General features: G+C 68.2%; 19 protein-coding genes. 4 read left to right on the top strand and 15 right to left on the bottom strand.

The window, feature by feature from the left end; genetic code table 11:
* Positions 1–46: 46 nt before the first annotated feature.
* The 3 genes from AC1RNC_RS22050 to AC1RNC_RS22060 form a co-directional block, all read right to left on the bottom strand.
* The gene (locus AC1RNC_RS22050; RefSeq protein WP_062098388.1) at positions 47–697 is read right to left on the bottom strand and encodes a lasso peptide biosynthesis B2 protein; all 651 of its coding nucleotides are present in this window, start codon (positions 695–697) and stop codon (positions 47–49) included.
* A gap of 60 nt (positions 698–757) precedes the next feature.
* A complete protein-coding gene (locus AC1RNC_RS22055) occupies positions 758–895 on the bottom strand; it encodes a benenodin family lasso peptide (protein WP_156447799.1) in 138 nt (45 codons plus the stop codon).
* Between the two features lie 121 nt (positions 896–1016).
* Positions 1017–1151: a benenodin family lasso peptide gene (locus tag AC1RNC_RS22060; RefSeq protein WP_156447798.1), complete on the bottom strand. Its 135-nt coding sequence runs from the start codon at positions 1149–1151 to the stop codon at positions 1017–1019.
* Between the two features lie 248 nt (positions 1152–1399).
* Between AC1RNC_RS22060 and AC1RNC_RS22065 the strand changes: the two genes are divergently transcribed.
* The 4 genes from AC1RNC_RS22065 to AC1RNC_RS22080 all read left to right on the top strand — a co-directional run bounded on the left by AC1RNC_RS22065 (position 1400) and on the right by AC1RNC_RS22080 (position 7896).
* Positions 1400–1972: an RNA polymerase sigma factor gene (locus tag AC1RNC_RS22065; RefSeq protein ID WP_062098386.1), complete on the top strand. Its 573-nt coding sequence runs from the start codon at positions 1400–1402 to the stop codon at positions 1970–1972.
* Complete coding sequence (locus AC1RNC_RS22070) at positions 1969–2910, top strand: FecR family protein (protein WP_062098384.1); 942 nt, start codon at positions 1969–1971, stop codon at positions 2908–2910. The genes AC1RNC_RS22065 and AC1RNC_RS22070 overlap by 4 nt, the downstream gene beginning before the upstream one ends.
* A gap of 94 nt (positions 2911–3004) precedes the next feature.
* Entirely contained in the window at positions 3005–5914 is a 2910-nt protein-coding gene (locus tag AC1RNC_RS22075) for a TonB-dependent receptor (RefSeq protein WP_062098455.1), read from the top strand.
* Between the two features lie 20 nt (positions 5915–5934).
* A complete protein-coding gene (locus AC1RNC_RS22080) occupies positions 5935–7896 on the top strand; it encodes an Atxe2 family lasso peptide isopeptidase (RefSeq protein WP_062098382.1) in 1962 nt (653 codons plus the stop codon).
* On the opposite strand, the gene AC1RNC_RS22085 is transcribed toward AC1RNC_RS22080, so the two are convergent.
* From AC1RNC_RS22085 to trbL, 12 genes are all read right to left on the bottom strand, one after another.
* Entirely contained in the window at positions 7860–8015 is a 156-nt protein-coding gene (locus tag AC1RNC_RS22085; protein WP_156447796.1) for a hypothetical protein, read from the bottom strand. The two genes, AC1RNC_RS22080 and AC1RNC_RS22085, sit on opposite strands and share 37 nt — an antisense overlap.
* Before the next feature lie 108 nt (positions 8016–8123).
* A complete protein-coding gene (locus AC1RNC_RS22090; RefSeq protein WP_062098380.1) occupies positions 8124–8747 on the bottom strand; it encodes a GntR family transcriptional regulator in 624 nt (207 codons plus the stop codon).
* Positions 8748–8824: 77 nt separating this feature from the next.
* On the bottom strand, positions 8825–9565 hold the full coding sequence (gene radC / locus AC1RNC_RS22095) for a RadC family protein (RefSeq protein ID WP_082749657.1): 741 nt from the start codon (positions 9563–9565) through the stop codon (positions 8825–8827).
* Between the two features lie 76 nt (positions 9566–9641).
* Positions 9642–13886, bottom strand: a complete 4245-nt coding sequence (locus tag AC1RNC_RS22100) for a bifunctional class I SAM-dependent methyltransferase/DEAD/DEAH box helicase (RefSeq protein WP_062098378.1) — start codon at positions 13884–13886, stop codon at positions 9642–9644.
* 169 nt (positions 13887–14055) lie between these two features.
* The gene (locus AC1RNC_RS22105) at positions 14056–16053 is read right to left on the bottom strand and encodes a ParB/RepB/Spo0J family partition protein (RefSeq protein WP_062098376.1); all 1998 of its coding nucleotides are present in this window, start codon (positions 16051–16053) and stop codon (positions 14056–14058) included.
* Between the two features lie 79 nt (positions 16054–16132).
* Positions 16133–17029, bottom strand: a complete 897-nt coding sequence (locus tag AC1RNC_RS22110; RefSeq protein ID WP_062098374.1) for a toprim domain-containing protein — start codon at positions 17027–17029, stop codon at positions 16133–16135.
* Positions 17030–17192: 163 nt separating this feature from the next.
* Entirely contained in the window at positions 17193–18452 is a 1260-nt protein-coding gene (gene repC / locus AC1RNC_RS22115; protein ID WP_062098372.1) for a plasmid replication protein RepC, read from the bottom strand.
* Between the two features lie 180 nt (positions 18453–18632).
* Entirely contained in the window at positions 18633–18869 is a 237-nt protein-coding gene (locus AC1RNC_RS22120) for a hypothetical protein (RefSeq protein WP_062098370.1), read from the bottom strand.
* 127 nt (positions 18870–18996) lie between these two features.
* Positions 18997–20208 (bottom strand): TraB/TrbI/VirB10 family type IV secretion system protein, encoded by a 1212-nt coding sequence (locus tag AC1RNC_RS22125; RefSeq protein ID WP_062098368.1) that lies wholly within the window; start codon positions 20206–20208, stop codon positions 18997–18999.
* Positions 20205–21194, bottom strand: a complete 990-nt coding sequence (gene trbG, locus AC1RNC_RS22130) for a P-type conjugative transfer protein TrbG (RefSeq protein WP_062098366.1) — start codon at positions 21192–21194, stop codon at positions 20205–20207. The genes AC1RNC_RS22125 and trbG overlap by 4 nt, the downstream gene beginning before the upstream one ends.
* Positions 21191–21877 carry a conjugal transfer protein TrbF gene (gene trbF, locus AC1RNC_RS22135; RefSeq protein WP_062098363.1) on the bottom strand — a complete coding sequence of 229 codons (687 nt, stop codon included), beginning with the start codon at positions 21875–21877 and terminating at the stop codon, positions 21191–21193. The genes trbG and trbF overlap by 4 nt, the downstream gene beginning before the upstream one ends.
* Positions 21878–21898: 21 nt before the next feature.
* On the bottom strand, positions 21899–23119 hold the full coding sequence (gene trbL, locus AC1RNC_RS22140; RefSeq protein ID WP_062098361.1) for a P-type conjugative transfer protein TrbL: 1221 nt from the start codon (positions 23117–23119) through the stop codon (positions 21899–21901).
* Positions 23120–23122 lie beyond the last annotated feature (3 nt).

Consider the following 23122-nt stretch of genomic DNA (forward strand, 5'->3'; position numbering starts at 1 on the left):
TTGGCCAGTTGGGCCGCTTCGCGCAAGTAAGCCGATAAACCGCACGCTACACCGCTAGGATAGGCGTATGTCGCCGCGCTTGGTGGAGCGTCTCGTTCAATGCGCAATCACCGGATTGGACCCAGCAATGAGCGGAGAAGGGCGCCGCCTGGACACCGATCACAAGATCGGCGGCACACCCATGCATGGCCAGGAATTCCAACAGCGCCAAGGAGTCCCGTAGACAGATCGGTTCCAACGGCAGGAGCCGGCGCGCGGACAAAAATCGATCGGCCAGTCGGCTAATCTTCGCCCCATGGGGGTTTGCGGTTAGGCGGGTACGGCGGCGTGAGAGTCGGTCGAGGGTCGCCTTCAGGGCACAACGGCGAAGCCGAATTGCCGAAGCCGCGAGCGCGAGGCCGGCCAGGAAGACATCAGCAGCACCCGGCTTCGCGACTGTCGCACGTTCCAGACCGCTGTCCTCCGGCGACGGCCAGGCGAAAGGGCTAATTGGCGTCGCTTCTGCCGGGACCTCGACGACAAGGCCTTGCCCGGCGAGCATCAGCGCCGCATCCGGCGCCTGTTCTCCAATGAGCTGATCGAGCGCTGCGGCAAGCGGCGAGCCGAGCTCGAAGTAGCGATCGGCCTCCAGGTCCAGGAAGATGATGCGCCCTTCAGAACGACAAAAACTGAGCCCCGATCGCAGGCGATAGGCCATTTGGAACCTTTAAGGTCAGGCCGGGGCGTCCAGCCAACGGGCAGACGCCCCGAGCACAGGTTAGTCGTCCGACAGGCCGATCGGGGCGCGGTGGCCCATAATTTCGATCGGTCCCTCGGTGTAGGGACCTTTGGTTTCGGCGCTGGCGCGGCCGAGGTCCACGATCGGGCATTCGGGAGTCTTGTCTTCGGTGTTCATGATCGTCTCCTTGGCGGACTTGGCGTCTCGCCCACGATGATGCGAAAGTTGAGACGTCCGAAGTGTCGGCTCCGGACGTCCCGCGCGGGATCAGAACCGACGCTAATTGCGCCGGCGCCGATTAGTCGTCGGCAAGGCCGGTCAGAGGCTGGCGGCCACCGAACTCGACGTCACCGGCCTGCGGCCCCTTGGTCTCTTCGCTGACGGCGCCCAGGTCGATCAGGGCGTCTTCGATGTGGTCTTCGATCCGTTCCATGACGGTCTCCTTCATGAGGTCACGCCCACCGTGACGGTTGTAAGGTGCGACCGAAGGTGGAGAACACGCAGGGAATAACGCGAGGATTTTCCGAAAATTCTCGCAGGATCTGCTGCCTTGTTGGCTAGCTCCTTGGCCAAGTGTCGAACGTCTGTCCCTAGAGGTGCCCGGGGCAGTTGCCGGACTTTTGCGGAGTCTGCGGCTTCGATTGTCCAATAGACTTGAAGCCGGCGCGCGAGGACGGACTGATGCCCGACAGGGTCACGATCAGGACGTGGTTCATCCAGGAGGTCCTTCCCCTGGAAGGTGCCCTAATGCGCTATATCCATCGGAATTGGCGTAATCCGAGCGAAGCTGATGACATTCGCCACGAAGTGTATGCCAAGCTCATCTCGGCTGCCGCAGAGGGGCTTCCCAGGAATACGCGCGGCTTGGTTTTCACGATCGCCAAGAACCACATGATCAACCTGGCCCGTCGCGCTCGGATCGTTTCGTTCGACTATGTTGCTGACCTGGAAGCGATCGATGCAGCTTCCGAGGAAATCGCGCCCGACCGCCATCTATCCGCGCGTGAAGAACTCGCCCGGCTTCGCGAGGGGCTCGGGCGACTGCCCGACAGGGTTCAGCAGGTCATCTTGCTTCGCAGCCTGGAGGGCCTGACCCGACAGGAGACTGCCGATCGCGTCGGGGTTAGCATCAGCTCGGTGGAGCACGATCTGGTCTACGGCACCCGCGCGCTGATCGATTTTATGATGGGGGGACAAGGCGATTTTATCCGAGCCGCACCATCGAAGGTCAGACGCCAGGGGCGTGAGCCATGAGCCGGGAACAGGTTGAGATCCGCGCCACCGACTGGCTGGAACGGCGCTCTGGCCCAGAGTGGGGGCCGGATGACGCGCATGGGCTCGACCTTTGGTTGGCCGAGAGTCCGGAACATGAAGCGGCGTTCTGGCGGCTCGAACATGGCGAAGAACGCCTTCGACGCCTGCCTGCGCTCAAAGGCGCCCTCGTTGGCGAGCGACCGGGTTCGCATAACCGCCGCTGGATGTGGCCAGCGGCAGCGGCCCTGGCCGCGTGTCTCGTCGCGGTCGCGGTCCTCCCGAGACTTGTTGCGCCCCCCCGTGTTGTTTCCACGGAAATCGGCGGCCGCGAGACCGTGCCCTTGCCCGACGGCAGCCGCGTCGAGCTCAACACGTCCACCAAGCTGCGAGTCAGCGTCTCCAGCGATGCTCGCAGCGTCTGGCTGGACCATGGCGAGGCGTTCTTCGATGTGGCCCACGACGCCGCCCATCCGTTTGTAGTTCATGCGGGACCCCGGACGATCACGGTCCTAGGCACGAAGTTTTCGGTGCGCCGTGACGGCGACCGCGTGCAGGTCGCCGTCCTCGAAGGGCGCGTCCGGCTCGACAGCACGACCGGACCTCGTGCGCAGGCCATGGTCACGCGCGGCGATGTCGCCATGGCATCCGCCGCTTCCATCTTGGTGGCTCCGAACGCGCCCGAAAAGGTGTCTGAAGCGCTTGCCTGGCGCACTGGCCGTCTGAAGTTTCTCGAAAGTCCGCTTAAGGACGTCGCCGCCGAGTTCAATCGGTACAATCAGACGAAGCTGGTCATCACCGATGCTCAGGCGGAGGAAACGCGCATCGGAGGCAATTTCGCCGCAGATAATGTTGAGGATTTCGCCGAGCTCCTGCGTAACGCCTACGGCTTCGAGGTCAAGAAAGAAGGCGCTGTGCTGAAGATTTCCAGCCCCTCCTGATGCGGGTTTCTCGGGCTCCCTTGTCCTGTTTTCAGGGGCTCAAGAGAGCCGAGACACGGGGGTGATAGTGAATCGATCCAACATTCTGAAGACGATGCTCGTGGGGAGCGCTTGCGGCCTGATCCTGGCCAGCGCAGCCCAGGCGCAGGTCCGGACGTTCGACGTTCCTGCTGGTGATCTCCAAAAGGCGCTCGACGCCTATGGCGCTCAGAGCGGCGTCCAACTGATCTACCGATCGGCGGACCTGCGAGGCCTTCAAACCAAAGGAGTGCGCGGGCCGATCGACCAAGCCCAGGCCCTCGAACGCCTCCTGGCCGACAGCGATCTGGTCGCTCAACGACAAGCCTCTGGCGCGCAAGCGATCATAAAGGCGCCGCGCCGCCCCCAGGGTCCATCGGCGGACGCCGCCATCCTTGAACCCCAGCTTCTGTCGGAACTGGTCGTCACCGGCACGCGCATTCGGGGCGCCGGCCCTGTCGGCTCGAACCTGATCTCGATCAGCCGCCGCGACATCGAGGCGAGCGGCTACGCCACCACCCAACAGATCGTGCAGGCGTTGCCGCAGAACTATGGCGGCGGTCCCAACGACAGCACGATGTACGGCACGGGCCGCAACGGCAGCAGCGCCAACCTCGCCGCCGGCTCGGCGATCAACCTCCGTGGGCTGGGCGCGAGCTCCACCCTGGTCCTGCTGAACGGGTCGCGACCGCCGATGGGCGGTCGCACCGGCGTTTTCGCGGACATCTCGCTGGTGCCCTCGACCGCGATCGAACGGATCGAGGTTCTCGCCGACGGCGCCTCAGCCCTCTATGGCTCGGACGCGGTGGCCGGGGTGGTGAACGTCATCTTTCGGGACCGCTTCGAGGGCCTGAGCACGCAGCTGCGCTACGGCGGCGCTAAGGGCGGGGCGGAGGAAGCTCAGGCCGGCCTGCTGGCCGGCAAGACCTGGAGCGGCGGTCATGTGGTCGTCGGCTACGAGGTTGCTAGGCGCGACGCCCTGGCCGCCTCCAAACGCTCCTATGCCACGTCGGACCTTCGTCCGTTCGGCGGGCCGGATTACCGGTCGATCTACGCCAGTCCCGGCACGATCGTCGCGGGAGGCCAGACCTTCGCCATTCCTGCCGGCCAAAACGGCGTGGCCTTGCGTCCTGACCAACTGATCCGCGGGGTCACCAACAAGGAAGACGGTCTGCTCGACACCGACATCCTGCCTCGGCAAACCCGTCAGGCGCTCTATGTCAGCGCTGACCAGAACCTCGGCAAGAAGACCAATATCTTCGTTCAGGCCCTGTTGGCCGATCGGCGCTTTTCGTTCCGCACGCCGACCGGATCCCAGAGCGCGGTAACCGTGCCGGTGGCCAATCCGTTCTATCTCGATCCAATCGGTACCCACCAACCGGTCAGGGTCCAGTACAGCTTCGTCCGCGACCTTGGTCCCAACATCTATAGCGGCCATGTGCGCGCCTATGACCTCACCGGCGGCCTGCGTCGCAGCTTCGGGTCCTGGTCTGCGACCGCGCGCGTCGGCTACGGTCGCCAAGAAGAAGCCACCCTGATCAAGAACTACGTCAACACCTATCGCCTCGGCCTGGCCCTGGCGGACATCAATCCCGCGACCGCCTACAATGTCTTCGGGGACGCGCGCTCGACGCCGGCGGCGACCATCAATTCCATCCGCGGGTTCGCCTCTTCAGACAGCGTCTACAAGGCCTGGTCGGCTGACGTGAAGGCCGATGGGCCGCTCTTCGCCCTTCCGGCCGGCGAAGCTCGACTGGCCGTCGGAGCCGAGCACCGCGACGAGCGCTACCGGTACGACAGCTTCAACGACATCAGCGCCGCGACGCCCCGCGCCAGCAGTCTGCTGTTGCCGGGACCACGCCAGATCGACGCCGCCTTCGCCGAGCTTCTGGTTCCGCTCGTCGATGAGACCATGGCTGTCCCTGGAGTGCGTCAGCTGAAGGTGTCGCTCGCCGGACGCATCGAGCGCTACAGCGACTTCGGCACGACCAGCAACCCAAAGGTCGGCCTGGATTGGGAACCGGTGGAAGGCCTGGTGCTCAAGAGCGCCTACGGGACTTCGTTCCGCGCACCCAGCTTCAACGACATGCGCCAGGGGGTTGGCAGCACCCTCTACCAGCCCGCGCCCCTTAGCGATCCCAACTCTCCGACCGGAAGCACGGTCGTCCTGGCCCTCATCGGCAATTCGCCCGACATCGGGCCGGAACGGGCGAAGACCTGGACCTCGACTGCCGAGTGGAAGCCGGCCTTCGCGCCTGGGGTGAAGCTGACCACGAGCTATTTCCGGGTGAAATATCGCGACCGGATCGCCAGCATAAACGGCGACATTTTCAACGCCCTGATCAACCGCGCGGCCTATTCGGCCCTGCTGACCGACACGCCGGCCGCCAGCGTCGTGGCCGGCTACTACGCCAGTCCCTACTTCTCCAACCCGTCCAACATCCCCGCATCGAGCGTGAAGGTGATCGTCGACGCGCGGGTCCAGAACCTCGCCATCGTCAACCAGGACGGCCTGGACGTCGACATCGATTATCGTCGGGCGCTGGGCGGGGGTCAGATCAACCTGGGCCTTGCCGCCACCTACACCTTCAGGGTCGAACAGGCCGTGACGGAGAACTCAGCCAAGGTCGACACGGTCGGGACGGTCGGTTCACCGGTCAAATTGCGCTGGCGGGCGCGGGCGGGCTGGACGCAGGGCGGCTTCGACGCCGCCGCCTTCGTGAACTTTGTCGACGGCTATCGAAACCAGACGGTGACCCCGAACGAGCACGTCGACGCCTGGACCACGGTGGACCTGACCCTGGGATACCGTTTCACAGGCGGGCGAGCAGACGGCCTACGGGCCAGCCTCGCGGTCGCCAACCTGTTCGATCGTGATCCGCCCTATGTGAACCTGAGAACCTCCTCGTCAGGAATCGGCTTCGACAGCGATAACGCCAATCCGCTGGGACGGACTATCGCGATTCAGCTGGCGAAGTCGTGGTGAAACCCTGGGGGCTAGCGATCTTGGCGCTTCTGGGCGCGGCGCCCGCCGCTGCCCAGGTGTCACTGCGGGACTTGGTCGAGGTCGTCGATGTCTCAAGTCTTTCGATCTCCCCCGATGGCCGGCATGTGGCGTTTCGTCAGGACCAGGCCTCGTTGGCGCGAAACGCCAGGGAGCTGACCTGGTGGGTCGCCGATCTTGACGGGAGGCCAAACCTCCGACGGGTCGCTAACGGGGGGAGGGCGCTTTGGACCTACGCGGGCACCCTGCCGCAGGAGCCGGCCCAGTGGTCCTCCGACAGTCGCCGGATCTACTTTCGCGCCCTCCTCGACGGCCAGGTTCAGGTATGGCGCGGGACGGTCGCCGGCGAGCACAGCGACGCGGTGACGTCCGATCCGGCCGACGTCGTCTCGTTCAGTCTCGCGGCGGATGGAACCGCCCTGACCTATAGTGTTGGCCCCGCCCGGGCGGCGATCCTCGACGCCGAGGAGCGTCAACAGGAAGCCGGCGTGCGCATCGACGCCTCCGTCGACGTGGCGCAAAACCTCTTCGCTGCAGGAGAGATCAATGGCCGCATGGCCGCGCAGAGACTGACGGGCAAATGGTTCCGCCGCGCCGGTCTGTTGTCGGAGACGCCGCTTACGAAGCGAACTGTGCGGCTGGACGGCGCTGAAGCCGGGACCTTGTCCTCCGGTCCAAATCAAGCCTCCGACGGGTCGAAGTCAGCTTTTGGCGAGATAGAGCTCGCCGATGGCGCGTTGCGCGTTCGTCGGCCGGACGGCCGCATCGTTGAGCTTTCCAATCGGCTTGAGGGGCGCGCTTCATGGGCCGTCTGGCGTCCCGGCCATGATGAGGTCATGGTCGCGGCGGGTGACCTGGCGCGTCGCCAAGCGCTCTATTTGTGGTCGATCCCAGACAGACACCTTCGAAAGGTGCTCGTGGCCGACGGGCTCGCGGGCGGCGGCGACTTCTACACGCCTTGCGCGCTCAGCGCCCGCGTTGCGGTTTGCGTGCTGGCGACACCGACTTCGCCACCGCGCCTTGCCCGGCTCGACCTGGAAACAAAGGCGTTGACCGAGCTCGCCGCGCCGAACCGCGACCTTCATCTGACGCCGGCTGGCGCGGTTAAGCCACTGGAGTGGACCGCCCCTGACGGGACGCGCTTCGCTGGATGGCTCTACCTTCCGCCTGGGGGAAGCGACAGGCGCTCGCCACTGTTCATCACCTACTATCTCTGCGACGGCTATCTGCGCGGCGGCTTGGGCGATGAGTATCCGCTGACGTTGCTCGCTCAGAAGGGCATCGCCGCCCTTTGCGTCAACAAGGCCGCTCAGTCTCCGCAGCAGTACGACGCGGTCGGGGACTATCGGCGCGCCACTCAAGGGATCGACGCCATTATCGCCCAACTAGGTCGCGACGGCCTGATCGATCCAAAGCGCGTGGGCATGGGCGGATTCAGCTTCGGCAGCGAAGTGACGACGTGGATCATCATGAACAGTTCGATGCTTGCCGCCGCCTCTATCGCCTCGACCCAGATCGAACCGGCCTATTACTGGCTGAATGGCGTTGCAGGACGCGATAACCACTCGGTCCTGAAGCGAAGTTGGGGCCTGGGCGCGCCCGACGAAACGCCCGAGCGCTGGCGCGAAGTGTCCCCGGCGCTGAACACGGGGCGCATCCATACGCCCTTGCTGCTGCAGATGCCCGAGCAGGAGTATCGCCTTAGCTTCGAACTCTTCGCCAGGCTCACTCACACGACGACGCCGGTCGACCTCTACGCCTTTCCGGGCGAGCCGCACATCAAGACCCAACCGCGCCATCGCCTTGCCGTCTATCAGCGAAATCTTGATTGGTTTGGGTTCTGGCTCGCGGGCGAGGTCGACCCCGATCCCGCTAAGGTCGAACAATACGCGCGCTGGAGAGAAATGGCGAATCGCCAGGTCTTGGCTCAAGACGCCTTGGCGCCCGCGTCGAGCCAGCCTTGAGCCCAGAGTTCGACATCGACAAGTCTGATCACGCTCATGAAGGCGGCGTCGTCGAGGGCGACTAGCGCGGCCATTGTGCGCCGGACGGTCGCCATGTCAATCACGACCTGGCGTTGCATGACGGTCTCCTTGATGAGGTCACACCCACCGTGACGGTTGTGCGTGTGACCAAAAGGTGGAGAGCAAGCAGAAAATAACGCGGAATTTGTCGAAAATCCCTCTGGAATTCAGCGAGGTTCGCGATCGGCCAGACCGTGCATATGACGGACGAGGGTCGGCACCAGGCGGAGACGCCGGCGATGATAGGCGACCATCGTCGTGCGGATCGCCCCGCTGTCGCCGTCTCCAAACAAACGATGAAGCTCGGCGACTTCATCGCCGAAGTCGGGGACGAGAACGATCTCCGCCCTACGAACCCGGCGCAGTCGGTCGCTGACACCGGCCACGGCCCATTCGACCTCGACATTGTCGCTCTGCGCGGCCAGCACGGCGAAAAGCGCCTCCAGGCGAGCGAGCGGCGCCGAGACGGCGATCTCCGGCGCTGGAGGAAGCGCGCGGGCCGGCCCAGCCCTCAGGGCGTTGACCAGCAAGGCGGCGTTCCACTGATAGAGGTCCGAAAGCGCGGGCTCGGAGAGCCGCGGGAAGGAGAAGCCCTCGCCTTGGTGGCTGACCAACAACCGCTCGCCGGCCATGCGGTGAAGCGCCGCCCGCACGGGCGAGGCGCTGGCCCCGACACGACGCGACAGGTCGCCAATATCGACGCGCTCGCCAGGGCGATAGTCGCTCTCGGCAAGGAGGAAGGTCTTGATGGCGAGATAGACCCGCTCTCCGGTTCCGGCTTTCTCGATCATCGCCTGTCGATGATGACGACGAGCTCGCCGTCGCGCATCTCCCGAATAATACGGGTGGAGTTCTCCGGTGTGGCCGGTCACATCAGCCCCTCGGCCTTCAGGCTCAGGACGCGATCACGCCCGACGATCATGTGGTCCCAGACGTGGACGTCCAACGCCTTGCCGGCCGCGACGATCTGCTTGGTCATTTCGATGTCCGGCGCCGAGGGGGTCGGATCGCCGGCGGGGTGGTTGTGGGCCAGGATCATGGCCGAGGCGTTGACCTCCAGGGCGCGGCGCAGGACTTCGCGCGGGTAGACCGGGACATGGCTGACCGTCCCGCGTCCCAGTCGCTCGCAAACGATCAGCTGGTTCAGCCGATCCAGAAACAGCACCCAGAACTCCTCGCGCGGCAGGCCGACCATCTGCGCCCGCAGGAACGCGCTCACCTGGCCGGACGACCCCAGCAAGTCCCGGCGCGGCAAAGCGGCGGCGGCCAGGCGCGCGGCGATGTCGCGCGCCAGCTTGAGCGAGAACGCGGCCTGGTCGCTGACCGTCCTGACGAGTTCGGACCGATCGGCGGCGAGGACGGCCGGCAAACCGCCGAAGCGGTTGATCAGGGCCTCGGCGCAGGTGAAGGCGTCGGGCTGGCCCGCGGCGTCCAGCAGCAGGTCCAGCACCTCGATCTCGTGCAGCACCTCGAACCCGTAGCGCTGGGCGATCGAGGCGACACGCGCCTCGGCCGGCTCGTCTACGACGTCGAAGCGCAGGATCGAGGCGTCCTCGGCGAGCCCGTCCGCAGAGGTCACGGATTGGGAAAGGGGGAGAGTAGGGGACATGGCGCTCTCGGCGCTGCCGGCGCCGGACCCAGTTCCGGATCGCCCGCTCTCTCCCGCCTCCCTTTGCCCTTTGGCCTCAGGCGGCCGCCGGCAGGATTGTCTGAGCCGGCCACTTGTCGAGCAGCGCGGTCAGGATCGGCGGCTGATCCACCGGCACGAAGACGCGCGGCTGGTAGTTGATGATCTCGACGAAGCAGCCGAGCAGCCGGAAGGCCTCACGCTGGGCCGCCGCGCCGACGACCTCGATGCGCCAGCGGTCCATGACCCTGGCTCGCCGCAGCCAAAGCCCGCCGGCCAGGGCGATCGAAGCGCCTTCGTCGAGGATCATTCGTCGGGCCAAGGCTCCGTCACCGACGGCTTGGGCCATGTCGGTCAGGCCCAGCGCGACCTTCACCGCCGGGATCTGGCCGATGTCGAGCGTGCGGCCCAGCCAGCGTCGGCCATCGGGCGCCCTGACGCGACGCACGGTGGCCTGGCGGCTGGGCAGGCTCGCCCATACCGGCAGAAGGAGCCCGGTGACCAGGGCGATCTCGCGCGATATCCACGGGTCGGCCGCCGCCAGTTCGGCCGCCCACGCCTCGCGCCAGCTCGGCTCGTCCGTCGGCTCCCATGCCGATTCCTCGAAGGCCTTCAACGGGGCGATGGTGCGCTTTTCGGGCCGGATCAACCTTACGGCCTGGATCAGCCGGTCGTTGTCGTCGGTCGTGGTCAGGCCCTGCACGATCAACGCCGCGCGGCGGGACTTGCTGTTGACCGCGAACATCAGGCCCGTCGGCGTCTGGCCGGCCAAGGCCTCGTCGGCGGTGATCAGCTGGCGGCGCGTGCGCACGGCGAACCGCATCAGGCGCGTCTCCGCCCCCGTCGAAAGGTCCGTGCGCAGCACCTCCTCGCCCAGCACCTCCAGGTCGTCGGCGACGACGTCCTCCATGCCCTTGTCGAGCGCCCCGGACGCAGCCGCCTTTTCCAGGATTCCGGCCAGGATCGTCTCGAACTTGGCGAACAGTCCGTTCTGGTCTTCGATGCGGAGCGCCAGCAACCGATTGAGGAAGGTGTTCATCGGCGGAAGGTCGTCGCTGTCCTTGAGATTGCCCTCATGGTCGAGCAGGGACAGGCCGGTCTTGGCCTCGAACGCCTCTCGGGTCATGGCCTCGACCTGGCCAAAATGCAGGGCGACGTAGAAGGCCTGCAGGGCCCGATGCGCCCAGGGACTCTCCAGATTGTCCTCGGCCCGAAAGAGGCCGTTTCCGGCGGATCGACGCTCCCCGCGCGTCAAGGCGCCAAGACTGTCCAGCCGACGGGCGATGGTCGACAAGAACCGCTTCTCGCCATGGATGTCGGTCGTCACCGGCCGGAACAGGGGCGCGCTGGCCTGGTTGGTGCGATGCGACCGGCCCAGACCCTGGATCGCCGCATCGGCGCGCCAGCCGGGCTCGACAAGATAGTGCACGCGCCGCTGTTGATTGGTCGCGGCGAGATCGGCGTGATAGCTGCGGCCGGTGCCGCCGGCGTCGGAGAACACCAGGACGCGCTTGCGCGCGCCCATGAAGGCGTCGGTTTCGGCCTTGGCCGCCGAAGCGCTGCGCCGCTCGACGACGCGCCGCCCCTCTCGAGTGACGACCCGGCGCGGCCGGCCTGTGACCTCGGCGACGAGATCTGGCCCCAGCACCTCAAGGAGGGTGTCCAGGACGCCTTGAACCGCCGGCAGGCAGGCCAGGTCGGCGATCGTGGCCTCGCGAAGGGCGAGCGCCTCCTGGCTCAGCACCGGCCTGCCGTCCTCGAAGAGCGGCACGACGGTCGTCTCGCCGTCCTCGGTCTCGACCTCGGTCATGGCCTGAACGGGGAAGGCCGACATCAGGTAGTCGAGCACTTGGTCCTTGGGGGTCATGTCGATCGAGAGGTTGTTCCACTCCTCGACCGGGATCTGCGACAGGCGGCGCTCCATGACCGCGGCGTTGGTGGAGACCACCTGGACCACGGCCGAGCGGCCGCTCGCCAGGTCGTTTCGGATCGCGGCGATGAGGCTGGGCGTCTTCAGGCCGGCGAGCAGATGACCGAAGAACCTGAGTTTGGCCCCTTCGAACGCCGACATGACGGCCGAGGCGGCCATGGCGCTGCGGACCTTGCCTTCGGGATCGGTGACGCCCGTGGCTTGCAGCGCCGCGCGCAGATTGCGGTGGATCATCTGATAGGCGTCGGCCCACGCGTTCCAGATGGCGATGTCCTGCTGGGTGAGGGCGTGACCCAAGGCCTCATACTCAACGCCGTCGAACGACAAGGACCGAGCGATGTAGAGGCCCAGGGCCTTCAGCTCCCGAGCGATCAGCTCCATCATCGCCACCCCGCCGGCCTCGACCGCGTTCAGGAAAGCCTCGCGATTGAGGAACGGCGCTTCGGTTCCGCCCCACAGCCCCAGGCGCGGCGCATAGGCCAGGTTCTCGGGGGTGGTGGCGCCGGTGGCCGAGACATAGACGATGCGCGCCTTGGGCAGGCGGTTCTGCAGCGCCAGACCGGCCATGCCCTGCAGGGAGGCCTTCTTCGGTCCGCGCGAACCCTTGCCCCCGCCCGCGGCGTTGGCCATGGCGTGAGCCTCGTCGAAGACGATGACGCCATCGAAGTCCTCACCGAGCCAGGCGACGATCTGGTCTAGGCGCGACGGCCGCGCCCCTCGGGCCGGTTGGCGAAGGGTCGCGTAGGTCGAATAGAGGATCCCCCGGTCGAGGCGGATCCCGTCGGCCTGTTTCCAGGCGCTTTGCGCGACGATGTCGCGCGCCCCGCCGCCGATCGACGCCCAGTCGCGCCGGGCGTCCTCGAGCAAGGCGTCGTTCTTGGACAGCCAGAGCGCGCGAACGCGGCCCTGGGCCATGTTGTCGGCGATGACGCCGGCGATCTGGCGTCCCTTGCCGCAGCCGGTGCCGTCGCCCAGGAAAAAGCCGCGCCGGAAATTGACCGCGCCCTCGGTCTCGGCCGTGGCGGGCGTGACGGCGTGGGCCCCTTCCCCCAGGAGCCACCATCCCGGCAGCATCGCCGCGTGTGCCTCGCCCGCATAGATCACCGTCTCCAGCTGCGCGTCAGACAGCCGCCCTTCGGCCATGACCGAGACCGGCAAGACGGGTCTATAGGTGGGGGCCGGGGGCGCGACCGAGGCCATCGGCCTGGACTCCACCAGGGCCGAGGGATGGGCTGGGGCGGCGTCGATGGCGATGCGGCCCAGGCGGTAGGCCTGATAGAGGCCGACGTCCTGGCCCTCTCCCGTCCAATCGACGACGCGATAGTCGAGGGTCGCGGTCGCATCGACCACGCTCAGCCGTCCGCAGGGCAGGGCCAGCGACCGCGCCCGTGCGCCCAGGACCGAGGTCTGGGAGACCACCTGGAACCGCCGAGGCTTGGCCGTCGGCCGCGCGGCGACGGCGGCGGCCGCCTGCGCGGCCTCGGCCAGGCTCGCGCAGATGACGAGCGGGGCGGCCTCGCCCGATCGCGAACGATCCACGACCAGAAGCCCGGTCTCGACCGCGGTCCCCTGGCCGGCATAGGCGCGGGGCGGGAACGCGATTCGGCCGACGACCGCGGCGAACGGTCCAAGCCGGTCCAGCGCGGCCGCGTCGTCAAGCATCCGCGCCGGCACGATCGCCGCGAGGCGACCGCCTTGGGCCAGGGTCGCCAAGGCGGCGCTCAGATGCGCCTCGAGGTGTTGGAACGGCGGATTGAGCACCACGGCGTCGAAGGCGCCCGACTGGGGCAGGAGGTCCTTCAGGTGAACCGCGTCGTGGCGCGTGCGAGCCGCGCTGGCGAACAGCCCGTCGAGCAGGGCTGCGCGACCGGGCGCCAGCTCATTGAGGCAAACCGCGCCGCCACAAGATTCGGCGATCACGGCCAGGAGCCCGGTTCCGGCCGAGGGTTCCAGGACGACATCGCCCGCCCGCACCTGGGCGGCGAGCACCGCCAGCGCCGCCAGCTGGGGCGGCGTCGAGAACTGGTCGAGCGCCACCTGCTCCTCCGAGCGCCTTGTCTGGGTCGGGGTGAGGCCGCTCAGGCTGGCCAGCAGCGCGCAGATCTCGGCCGGCGCGTCCTCCAGCCGCGAGACCTGCGGCGCCAAGCGGCGGATCTGCAGCACCATGGCCGCCTCCACCGCGTCATAGGCGTCTCGCCATGTCCAGGCGCCATCGGCGTCCGACGCCCCGAACGTCGTGGTCATCACGCCGGCGATGAGCTTGCGATCAAGGGTGCGGGAACGATTGAGATGCGCTGAAAGCGCCCTGGCGGCCGAGAGCGTATTGGCGCTGGCGTCGGCGTGCGCGGCGAACAGGGGCAGCGATGCGGTCATGGCGAGATCCTTCGATCACCCGCCGCGGAGGGCTCCTCCCTCCAGTCCCGACGGGCTCGCCTCCAGCCCCGTCCCTTTGCCTCCGGGCGGCCCCGCCCCGCCCAATGTCCAGACGCCGCGGACCCGGCGGCGCAAGCAGGGCCCCCTCGTCAGAGGGGGCCCCTGGCGATCACGCCGCCGCGCTCTCGGGCGGGTCGGCTTCCTGGCCATCGCTCTCGTCAGCCGGCGCCTCGGCGGCTCCGGCCTCGCCGACCTCGTCGGGCTCGACCTTGGCGCTCCACGCCAGGGCGGCCGGCACCCACTGCCGCTCGGCCGCGGCCTCGGCCACGAAGGTCACCAGCTCGTCCTTCTTGAGGGTCGCCGCACGCGGGTCCTCGACCTGCATCTCCGCCAGCATCGCCGTCAGCTGCGCCTTGGAGTGGGCGGCCAGGAAGGCTTGGTCCGGCGTCCAGTGGACGCTGAGATCGGCGTCGCAAAGCGCGGCGATCTCCCCGGCCTCCGCCCGCGCCGCGTGACGCACGAGGCTGGTGCGGGCCTCGCGCACATTGAGGCTGATGGCGACCAATTCGGCCAGCAACGCCATCTTCTCGCCGTGGGGCAAGCCGTCGACGAAGCCGATCGGCCGCAGGCCCGAGGCGAGATAGGCCTCGCGCCTGGCGGCCAAGCGCGCGCGAACCTCGCCGTCGAGCGCCGGGTGCGGGGTCGCGCCGCCCCGGCTGTACTTCGTCGCCGAAACGGCCAGGGCCGACTCGTCGTGGTAGGTATGGGTGGTCAGGGCCAGAAGCTTGAAGAGCTGGGCGACGAGCGCCGTCAGGGCCGCGCCGGGATTGTCGGCCAGGTCGCGGATGAGACCCCGGGTCGCCAGGTCGGTCCGCACCTCGTGCAGGCTATGACCGACCCCTTCGACGGCGACGACGGCCTTGGGGGTGACCAGGTCGACCACGGTCGGCGTGCGCCCGAAGACGGATCGGTCCCCGTCGTCTTCGTCCGCCTCGTCCTCGATCGTCTCGTCTTCCTCGGGTTCGGGGTGGGTGTAGAAGGTCGCATCGACGCCACGCTCGGAATTGGGGGACAACAGCACCGCGCCCAGGGTCAGCTTGCCGAGCGCCACCGCGGCGTGGGCTTGGCGGGCGACCAGCACCTCGTCGATCGCCTCGAGGGCGCCGTCGGCGGCCAGGCCGACATCGCGCAGCGTCGCCAGCTTCTCGTCGACCGCGTCGCGAGCCTCCAGCCGGGCGCTTCTCAGCGCTTCGGGCAGGGTCGCGTGGATGACATAGGGCAGGGACTCGAAGTCGTCGGGCGCGCGGTAGCCGGCGTCGGGACCGACGAAGACGGTCAGGCCGCGCTCCTGCATCTTGGCGACCAGCGGCCCCACCCGCTCGCGCCAGACCTGGTCGAGGATGTCCGGATCAAGGACGCGATCGGGCAGCTCTCCGAAGAGATCGATGTCCAGTCGCCCGCCGGCCGCCAGGTACCGCGCCTCGCCGACCAGGGAAAACCTGTGGTCTTCCTTCGTCACCCGACCGGTCTCGACGATGTTGCGCAGCTGGTAGTCCTGGAAGTGGCCGTCGAGGGCCGACTGCGCCAGCTGCGCCTGCTGCTTCTTGTCGGGGATGCGGGCGAAGCTGCGCACCTGCTTGAGCGTCAGGCGGCCCTGGCGCAGGGCGGACAGGACGGTCGGATGGACGCCGGCGAGGGCTTCCAGACGCTTGATCTCCAGCTCCGAATAGCCGAGCGAGGCGGCGATGAAGGCCGTGTCCATCTTGGCCTTCCGCAGATTGCCGATCGCGGTGATGATCGAGGCGATATGCACCGGGGCGGTTTCGGCGTTGGGCAGGACGATGGCGGCGGCCTGGGCGGCCTTGCCGCAAGCCAAGATGCAGTCCACCCCGTAGGTCTGGTCGATGACGCCGCGCTCGACCAGGGTCAGAAGGGCCATGCGGCGACGGCGGCCGTCCAGCGCCATATAGGCCTGTTCGTTATTGCGACCCGCCCGGACGATCGGCGGGATGATGACGCCGGCCGCGGCGATGGTGTCGGCCAGCTGGTCGATGCCATCGTCGGCGGGTTCGTCGAACCGGAGGTTCTCGGGCGCCAGACCCAGATCGCTCAGCGGGATACGGATCTTGGACTCGGCCGCGGACAGGGCGGGAGATTGACGGGTCATGGGACGGTTTCCAGCGCCCCGGACCAGGACCATCCTGCCGTCGGGCGCACCCGCCTCCGTCCTCACTCTGCCTTTTTGCTCAGGCGCCGCTCGCCGGGCCCGAACACGACAGATCAACCTCGTTCCAGTCGCCGAACGGAGCCGGCGGCAGGGCGAGGGACGCATCGATCCCGCCCTCGATCAGCGCGCGGACCAGGGCGGCGGCCGACGCCTCGCCGTCAGCGCCGCGATCTCCCGCCACCAGAACAGACGTCACGCCCGCAGGCGGGCGCCAGCGGCGAAGATTGGAGGTCGACAGCAGCGCCCAGGGCGGCAGGCCAAAGCGGCGTCCCGCTGAAAGGGCGGTGAACACACCTTCGGCCACCAGAAGCGCCGCGCCGATCGGCGAAAGGCGGACCGCGCTGCTCGGCGGGACGAGCCCGACGGTCTTGCGCGGCAGGCGAAGGCCGACCGCCCGCCGGCCGCCTGGCCCCAGATAGGTGATCTCCACGCCGGCGAGTTCGCCATCGGCGGCTCGGATCCCGGCCAGGAGGGCAGGGCGTGTCGCCGGCCCGGGACGGTAGACCGACAGCGGAACCAGGCCATGGTGGCGAAGCGCCGCGCTGTCGGGCAGCGTCCCGTCTATGCCCCGCAGACGGCAGTGGGCGGCCGAAAGGGTGCCCTCGAGGGCGCGGCCGGCCTCCCACAGGGCCAGGGCGCATTCGCGTCGTCGGCGGCGCGCCGGATCGTCATCGGCCGGTGAGGCCGTCGCCGGCGACGCCCGTTCGTCTTGGCCAAGCAGGCCGCGCGCGCGAAGGTCGTCGCGAACGGCCCGCCAGTCAGCGTCGCCGAAGGTATGGACGATCAGCCGTCCGTCCCGCTCGAGCAACGATACCGATCGATCCCGTCGGCTGTGGCCCGGAGCCGGGATATTGGCGCGGCGCCCGCCGTCATAGAGATCACCGCCCAGGGCGCGGACAATGGATCGAAGGGTCATGGGGAGCCTCCAGCGGCCGAACAGCCTCGGCCTCGCCCCGGCCTGACCCCGCTCCGTCCTCCAGTCCCCAGCCCTGGCCCGCAGCACCTGGCCCCGGCGCGGGCCCGCCGACCCCGATCGATTTCAGGCCCTCAGACGCATGAACCGTCCCTGGTCACGACGCTCATCGCCCTGTTCGCCCAGGCGGCGATTTTTGCGCGGCGAAGCGATCCTTCAGCCCATAGAGGCTGGGCAGGAGCTTCAGCCCGCCGAACCGCTCGCGCTCGCACATGGCCCGAAGATAGCCGCCGGCCGAGGACCTGATCTCGCCGTCCTTCCAGCGCGCGAGCACGGTGGCCAGGGCGACGGCGGCCCGGTTTCGGCCCATGGTCTCGCGCGCCTCGCGCACGGCCGAGAGATTGATCCCCATCAGCGGCGCGGCCCTGCCCACCGCGTCGATGAGGTCTTCCCACTGGGCCGCGGCCGGGTCCTCCAGATAGTCCGACATCTCCGGCACGGCCTCCAGCACCAGGGACAGCGGGATCACCTCCTCGCTGATCGCCGCCTCCACCTGGGCCGGGTCAGCCGCCACCGCCGACCGAGACGTTCGCGCCGAGGGCTCGACTACCTCTTTTCGGAGAGAAGAATACGTTGCTCCTGCGGATCTAGGCTGGGTTGTAGGTTCTTTCTGGGCTTCGTCCGCCGCGCCCCTGGGCTTAGATTCACCTGCCATCCGGGCCTGCGACCAGGCCTCGTCCACATTGGCCAACAGCGTCGAGAACGTGCGGCTCAGCTGTTCAAGCTCCCCAAGGCTTGGGGTTCGCGGCAGCCGCCCCAGGGCCAGGTCGACGGCCCTGGACCAGTCATAGCCTCCGAAGCCCCGATAGAGGGCGTCGGCGCAGACGGTGCGGATCTCCCGGCGGATTTCGCCGAGCTTGCGGATCAAGGCGCGCCGCTGGGCCTGTTCGAGGTCGCGCGCCGCGGCCAGATCGGCGAACTCGTCCCAGCGCGCGCCCAGGGGCGCCAGGTCAAAGCCGTAGGCTTCCACGATGAACCCACGCTCGTCGCGATAGCCCCACCGCTTGCCGTTGCCGCTGTCTCTCATGTGGACCAGACCCGCGCGCACGGCCGCCCGGGTCAGGCCCTGGATGCAGCTGCGCGAGCGCTGCAGCGTCTCGCACAGCGCGTCGGTCGAGGGCCAGGCGATCGGGCGGGTGCGCCCGGTCCAGTCCTGTTCATAGGTGACGCGCACCAAGGCGCGGATCAGGCGCACGACGCCGTCGCCGAGCCCCAGCCGGGGCGCGGCGCGCTCGAAACGATCGAGCAGCATGGCCTTGGAGATGCCCTCCGGTAGGCCCTGGTAGGTGTCGGCGAGCCGCGCGGCCGCCCTTTGGGCGTCCGCCAGACGGCGCACGTCTCCCACACCGTTCGAGACGGTCTGCATGGTCTGCTCCTCCTTGGAGGCCGCAGGCGCACAGGTTCCCGTCGCGCGAACGCGCGTTTTTGGATTGCAGCGATGTCGGTGATTCGGTAGAAAGAGCAGGACTTCGGAGCTCGGGCGGGACGCCAATCCCGTCTAGCGAATGACCAGAGAACCCGGCGCGTTTAGGCGAGCCGGGTTTTTCTATGCGCTCACGGCAGGGTTCCTTTCCGATTTGCCCCCTTCGAAATACGCCTGGAGCACGTGCTCCAGGGCGTCGTTCCGATTGGTGAAGCCGCGCTCGGACTTCATCGCGTCGAGCGCCTCGATCAGGCGCTTGGCGACGATGCTGTTGAGCTGCGCCTTGCCGCGCGCCCGGGCTTCATCCCGGAGGCGCTTTTGGTATTGCGCTTGATATTCAAGGTCGCGGGCGGACTTCATGGCGTCGCCGATAAGATCGCGATTCCATCCGGCCCAACTAATAAAGGTGAACGCGGCGGTCGCCGTGGGTGCGAATAAACGCCTTGAACTGAAGAAGAATCGGTCCTCCGGCCCGGCGCGCGTCTGCTCATCGGCGCGCCTCCACTTCCGGCGGCAAGATAAGGTCCTTGTCGACCATGACCCGGACGGGAAATCCCGGGCGGATTCTCAAGGTCGGACTGCGCTGAAGGTCGCGTTCGACCAGGCGCTGGCCCGTTTGGCTGGCCTGGGTCGCCACGCCGCCGGCCCCGTCCTGCAGGACGAGGTTGTCGCTGCCGCGCGCCAGGCTGTTCTGGGCCGCGGACCCGCCGATCGAGATCAGGGTCGAAAGACCGATGGCGCGCGCCAGCACCGGCAAATGGGTGTCGACCTGATCGGAAAGACCCGCCGCGCCGGTGGCGTCCGCGGCGGTCATGGCCCCCAGGTCCATCGAGCGGCCGCTGGGATAGATCAGCCGCGTCCAGACCAGCAGGACGCGGTCCTGACCATAGCCCACCTGGCTGTCGTATTTTCCAACCAGGCGCGCGCCTTGCGGGATCAACACCACCCGGCCGGTGCGATGGTCGAAGACCGGTTCGGTGACCTGAGCGATCACCAGACCAGGAAGATCCGAATTGAGCCCGGTGATCAGGGCGGCCGAGATCACGCTGCCGGCCTTGACCTCATAGGGGCTGAGCGCGGCCTGGGGCAGGGCGGCGACATAGGATGGGCCCGAAGCCGCGGTCCGAGCAATGAAGGCTTCCTTGGGCCCGACCGGGGCTGGCGACGCCGCCCCGGAGACCGAGGCGCTGGCCGGCGCGACGGATGGGCCGGGGGCGGCCGCGCTCGCCATCTGGCCCGCCGCCCCGCCGAAGAACGGTCCCGAGCGCTGGGCCGCGGTGATCTCCTGGAGCCTTTGCTGTCGAGCCGGATCGACCGGGGACGCTCCTGACGCGGGCGCGGCCGCCACGGCCGCGGACGTCTGGTCAGGCTGGGTCTGGGATGAACTGGCCTGCCCCGCCGTCGGGGGCGGCAGCTCGCCATAGGAGGCCGGCAAACGATCGTCGATCGGGGCGGGACCGGGGGCGTCGTTTGCGGTCTGCGGCGCGGGCGGGTCGGCCGGGGCTTTACGGCCGCCGCCAAAGGCGATCATGAAGCCGACGCCAACCAGGATCAGGATCAGGAACACACCGCCCAGGATCACCGCGGGTCGGTAGCGGGCGATGGGGTGGCGTGGGGCGGCCAAGACCGACCGGGGCGAGGCCTTAGACGAGGGGCCGCCATCGGCCGACGCGCTGTCCTGGGGACCGGCCGTGCTCATCGCCCGCCCCCTTCACGGGTGATGCGAACGACGTCTTGGCGCCTTTCGCCCAGCCGCAGCTCGGCCCGATCGATCAGCCGGTCGACGACATAGTAGACCCCCGTCTGGCGGTAGTTGACCAGCTCCGCCCGGTCCTTTTCGCCCAGCAGGAAGAGCGGCGGGGCCGACCGCGTCGCGAGGTCGGCGGGAAACTCGATATAGGTCTTTTGGCCGTCGTCGAAGACGCGGACCGGCGTCCAGGCCGGCGCCCGCCGGTCGCGGGCCGCGATGTGGTAGCGGAAATTGAGCCGGTCGACGGGGACGTCGGGCGCGACCCGCGCGGAGGCGCTGGCCAGCGCCTGCTGGCGCTCGGCGGCCAGCGCCCGCGCCTCTTCTTGCGGGTAATTCCACGCCAGGACGCTGGTATAGCCGGCCGCGGCGTTGCTCGTCGCATCGATCAGATAGGTCCGCTGGTCCGTGGTCAGGACGATGTTGGTGCGCAGGCCCGGCCGGATGGGCTTGACGAACACCGTCACCTGGGCCGCGTCGCCGGCGCCGGCCATCGTCTCGCCGAGCACCCAGCGCACCGTGTCGCCCGCCGCCTTGGCGATCAGCTTCTCGCCGGGGCGCAACTGGATGGTGGTCAAGAAGCGCGGGCTGGTCTGGATCGTGTAGATGCGCCCAGGTTCGAAGTCATAGAACAGGGCCGAGTTCACATAGGCCGCCGAACTTGGCCAGTCGCGGGCCTGGGCGTTGGCCTGGGCGGCGGCGCCGGCCGGCCGGCGGACGGTCCTGGGCCGAACCGGTTTGGCCCTGCGCTCAGGAGGGTTGGGGACGGGCTTCATGGCGACCGGTTGGGACGCGCGCGCCTGGGCAGCGGGGATCGGCGGGCTCAAGCCCGGCGCGAGCCTTGACCCGGACGGTCCGGCGGTCGCGGCGGCGGCGCCCGCGGCCATGGCGCTTGCGACCAGGCTGGCCAGGACCGTGGCGAGTGACGAACGGTTCATAGCTCGCGGCTCCACTGGAAGGAGGTGATGACGATGCCGAGCGGGTTGGCCCGCAGCTCGACCTCGTTGCGCGGCTTGCGCTGGGTGACGGTGAAGACGCCGGTCCAGCGCTCGGCCGGCCCCGGCGCCCCCTGCTCGAAGCGGGTCTCGCGCCACTGGACCTGATAGCTGCTGGGCCCGCGCGGCAGCACGGCCACGATCTCCACCGAGACCGCTTCCTGGCCGATCCGCGCGAAGGGATCGCTGGTTCGGGCATAGTCGGTCAGGGTCGCCTTGGCGTCGCCGGCGATGAAACCGTAGGCCCGCGTCCAATTTTGCCGCAGCACGATGGGGTCGGTGCTCTTGGCGCGAACCAGGGAAACGAAGTCGGCGATGAAATAGCCGATCTGGGCCTGGGTCGGCCGATAGACGTGGTCGGCCGCCTCGATGCGGCCAGGCCGGCCATACTGATCGACAGGAACGATGAAGGTCGCGATCGGCCGGGTGAGCTGGACATAGGCGAAGGCCCCGCTGCTGAGCATGGCTAGGGCCAGGCACCCGAACGCCATCAGCCGCCAGTTGCGCGCCTGGACGAGCTTGGCCCCGTCGCGGTCGTCATGGACCTGGGCGGCGCGGTGATAGGGCGTCTCGACCGGACGGGAGTCACCGTATCGCTCCGACGGGCGTTTGAAGGCGTTGGGCATCTAAGGCTCCTTTGGCGCGGGTCAGGCGGGCGCGCCGTCGTCGGGATCGGCAAGGCGGGGGCCGCCCGCGGGCGGCGCCGGCGGAGCCTGCTCGGCCGGCCCCGACCATCGGCGCGGGCTCCAGGGCCTTGCCGTGCCGCCGCCCTCGCTCGCGCCAGCTTCACCATCGCCGGGCGAGGCGCTTGGCCCGGACGCGGCGCCCCCAGCCGATCCGCCGGACGGCGTCCCGCCCGAAGGACCGCCTCCAGGCTTGCCGCCGGACGCCGAGGACGCGGCCGGCGGCAAGCCGCCTCGCATCTGTCGGGCCGCCGTCATGGCCGCGCCCGCGCTCTGGGCGGTTCCGCCGGCCAGCCACCGCCCGGCAAGCGCCGCCCCGCCCATGGTGGCGGCGATGCCCACGACGCTGGCGGCGGCCGAGCCGGCGCTGAGCTGAGGGCTGCCGGTGATCTGGGCGGCGGCGACGGCGGGGATCTTCAAGGCCAGCATCAAAAGCACGATGGCGGCCACCAGCATGCCGCAGCTCTCCTGCCAGGTCGGCTCGGCCGACAGGGTGTAGCTGGTGAAGATCTGTTCCCCGATCGAGACGACCAGCGCCAAGGCCATCATCTTCACGCCGACGGACGGCACATAGGCGATGGCCCGCTCGGCCAGGAACGCGGTCTGGGTGAGGATGCCGAACGGCACCATGACGAACGAGATCAGGGTGACGACATAGAACTCGATCACCGTCACCACCACCTCCACGCCCAGGAGAATGAAGGCCAGGATCACCCCGACGATGACGATGGCGGTGACCAGGATGGTGTCGATGTGCGTGAAGAAGCCCACGCCCATGCCTTCACTGGCCACGCGGCCGATGTACTTCAGAAGCTCGAAGGCCACGCTCAGCCCGTCGACGACGATCTTCGAGGGGGCGTTCATGAGGTCCGAAGCGCTCATGCGCCCACCGCCGGCCTTCAGGCCCAGCGCCACGAAGCCTTTCACGATGGTCAGGGTCAGGTCGTGCCAGCTGCTGATCAGCCAGGCGAAGAAGCCGAACAGCAGCATCTTGCGGATCAGGGCCGCGGGGACATTCTGGTTCTCGTCAATGGCCCACAGCAGCGCCGCCAGGGCCAGGCTAATGACCATCAGCGCGCCGAAGGTCGTCTGAACGTCGCCATGGATCAGACCGAACCCGGCGCCGATCTGACTGGTGTACCGGGCGATGAAGTCGTCGAGCGCGGCCGGTGAGGCGGTCTGCATCGG

Source organism: Caulobacter sp. GW822-FHT01G02, assembly GCF_058802865.1.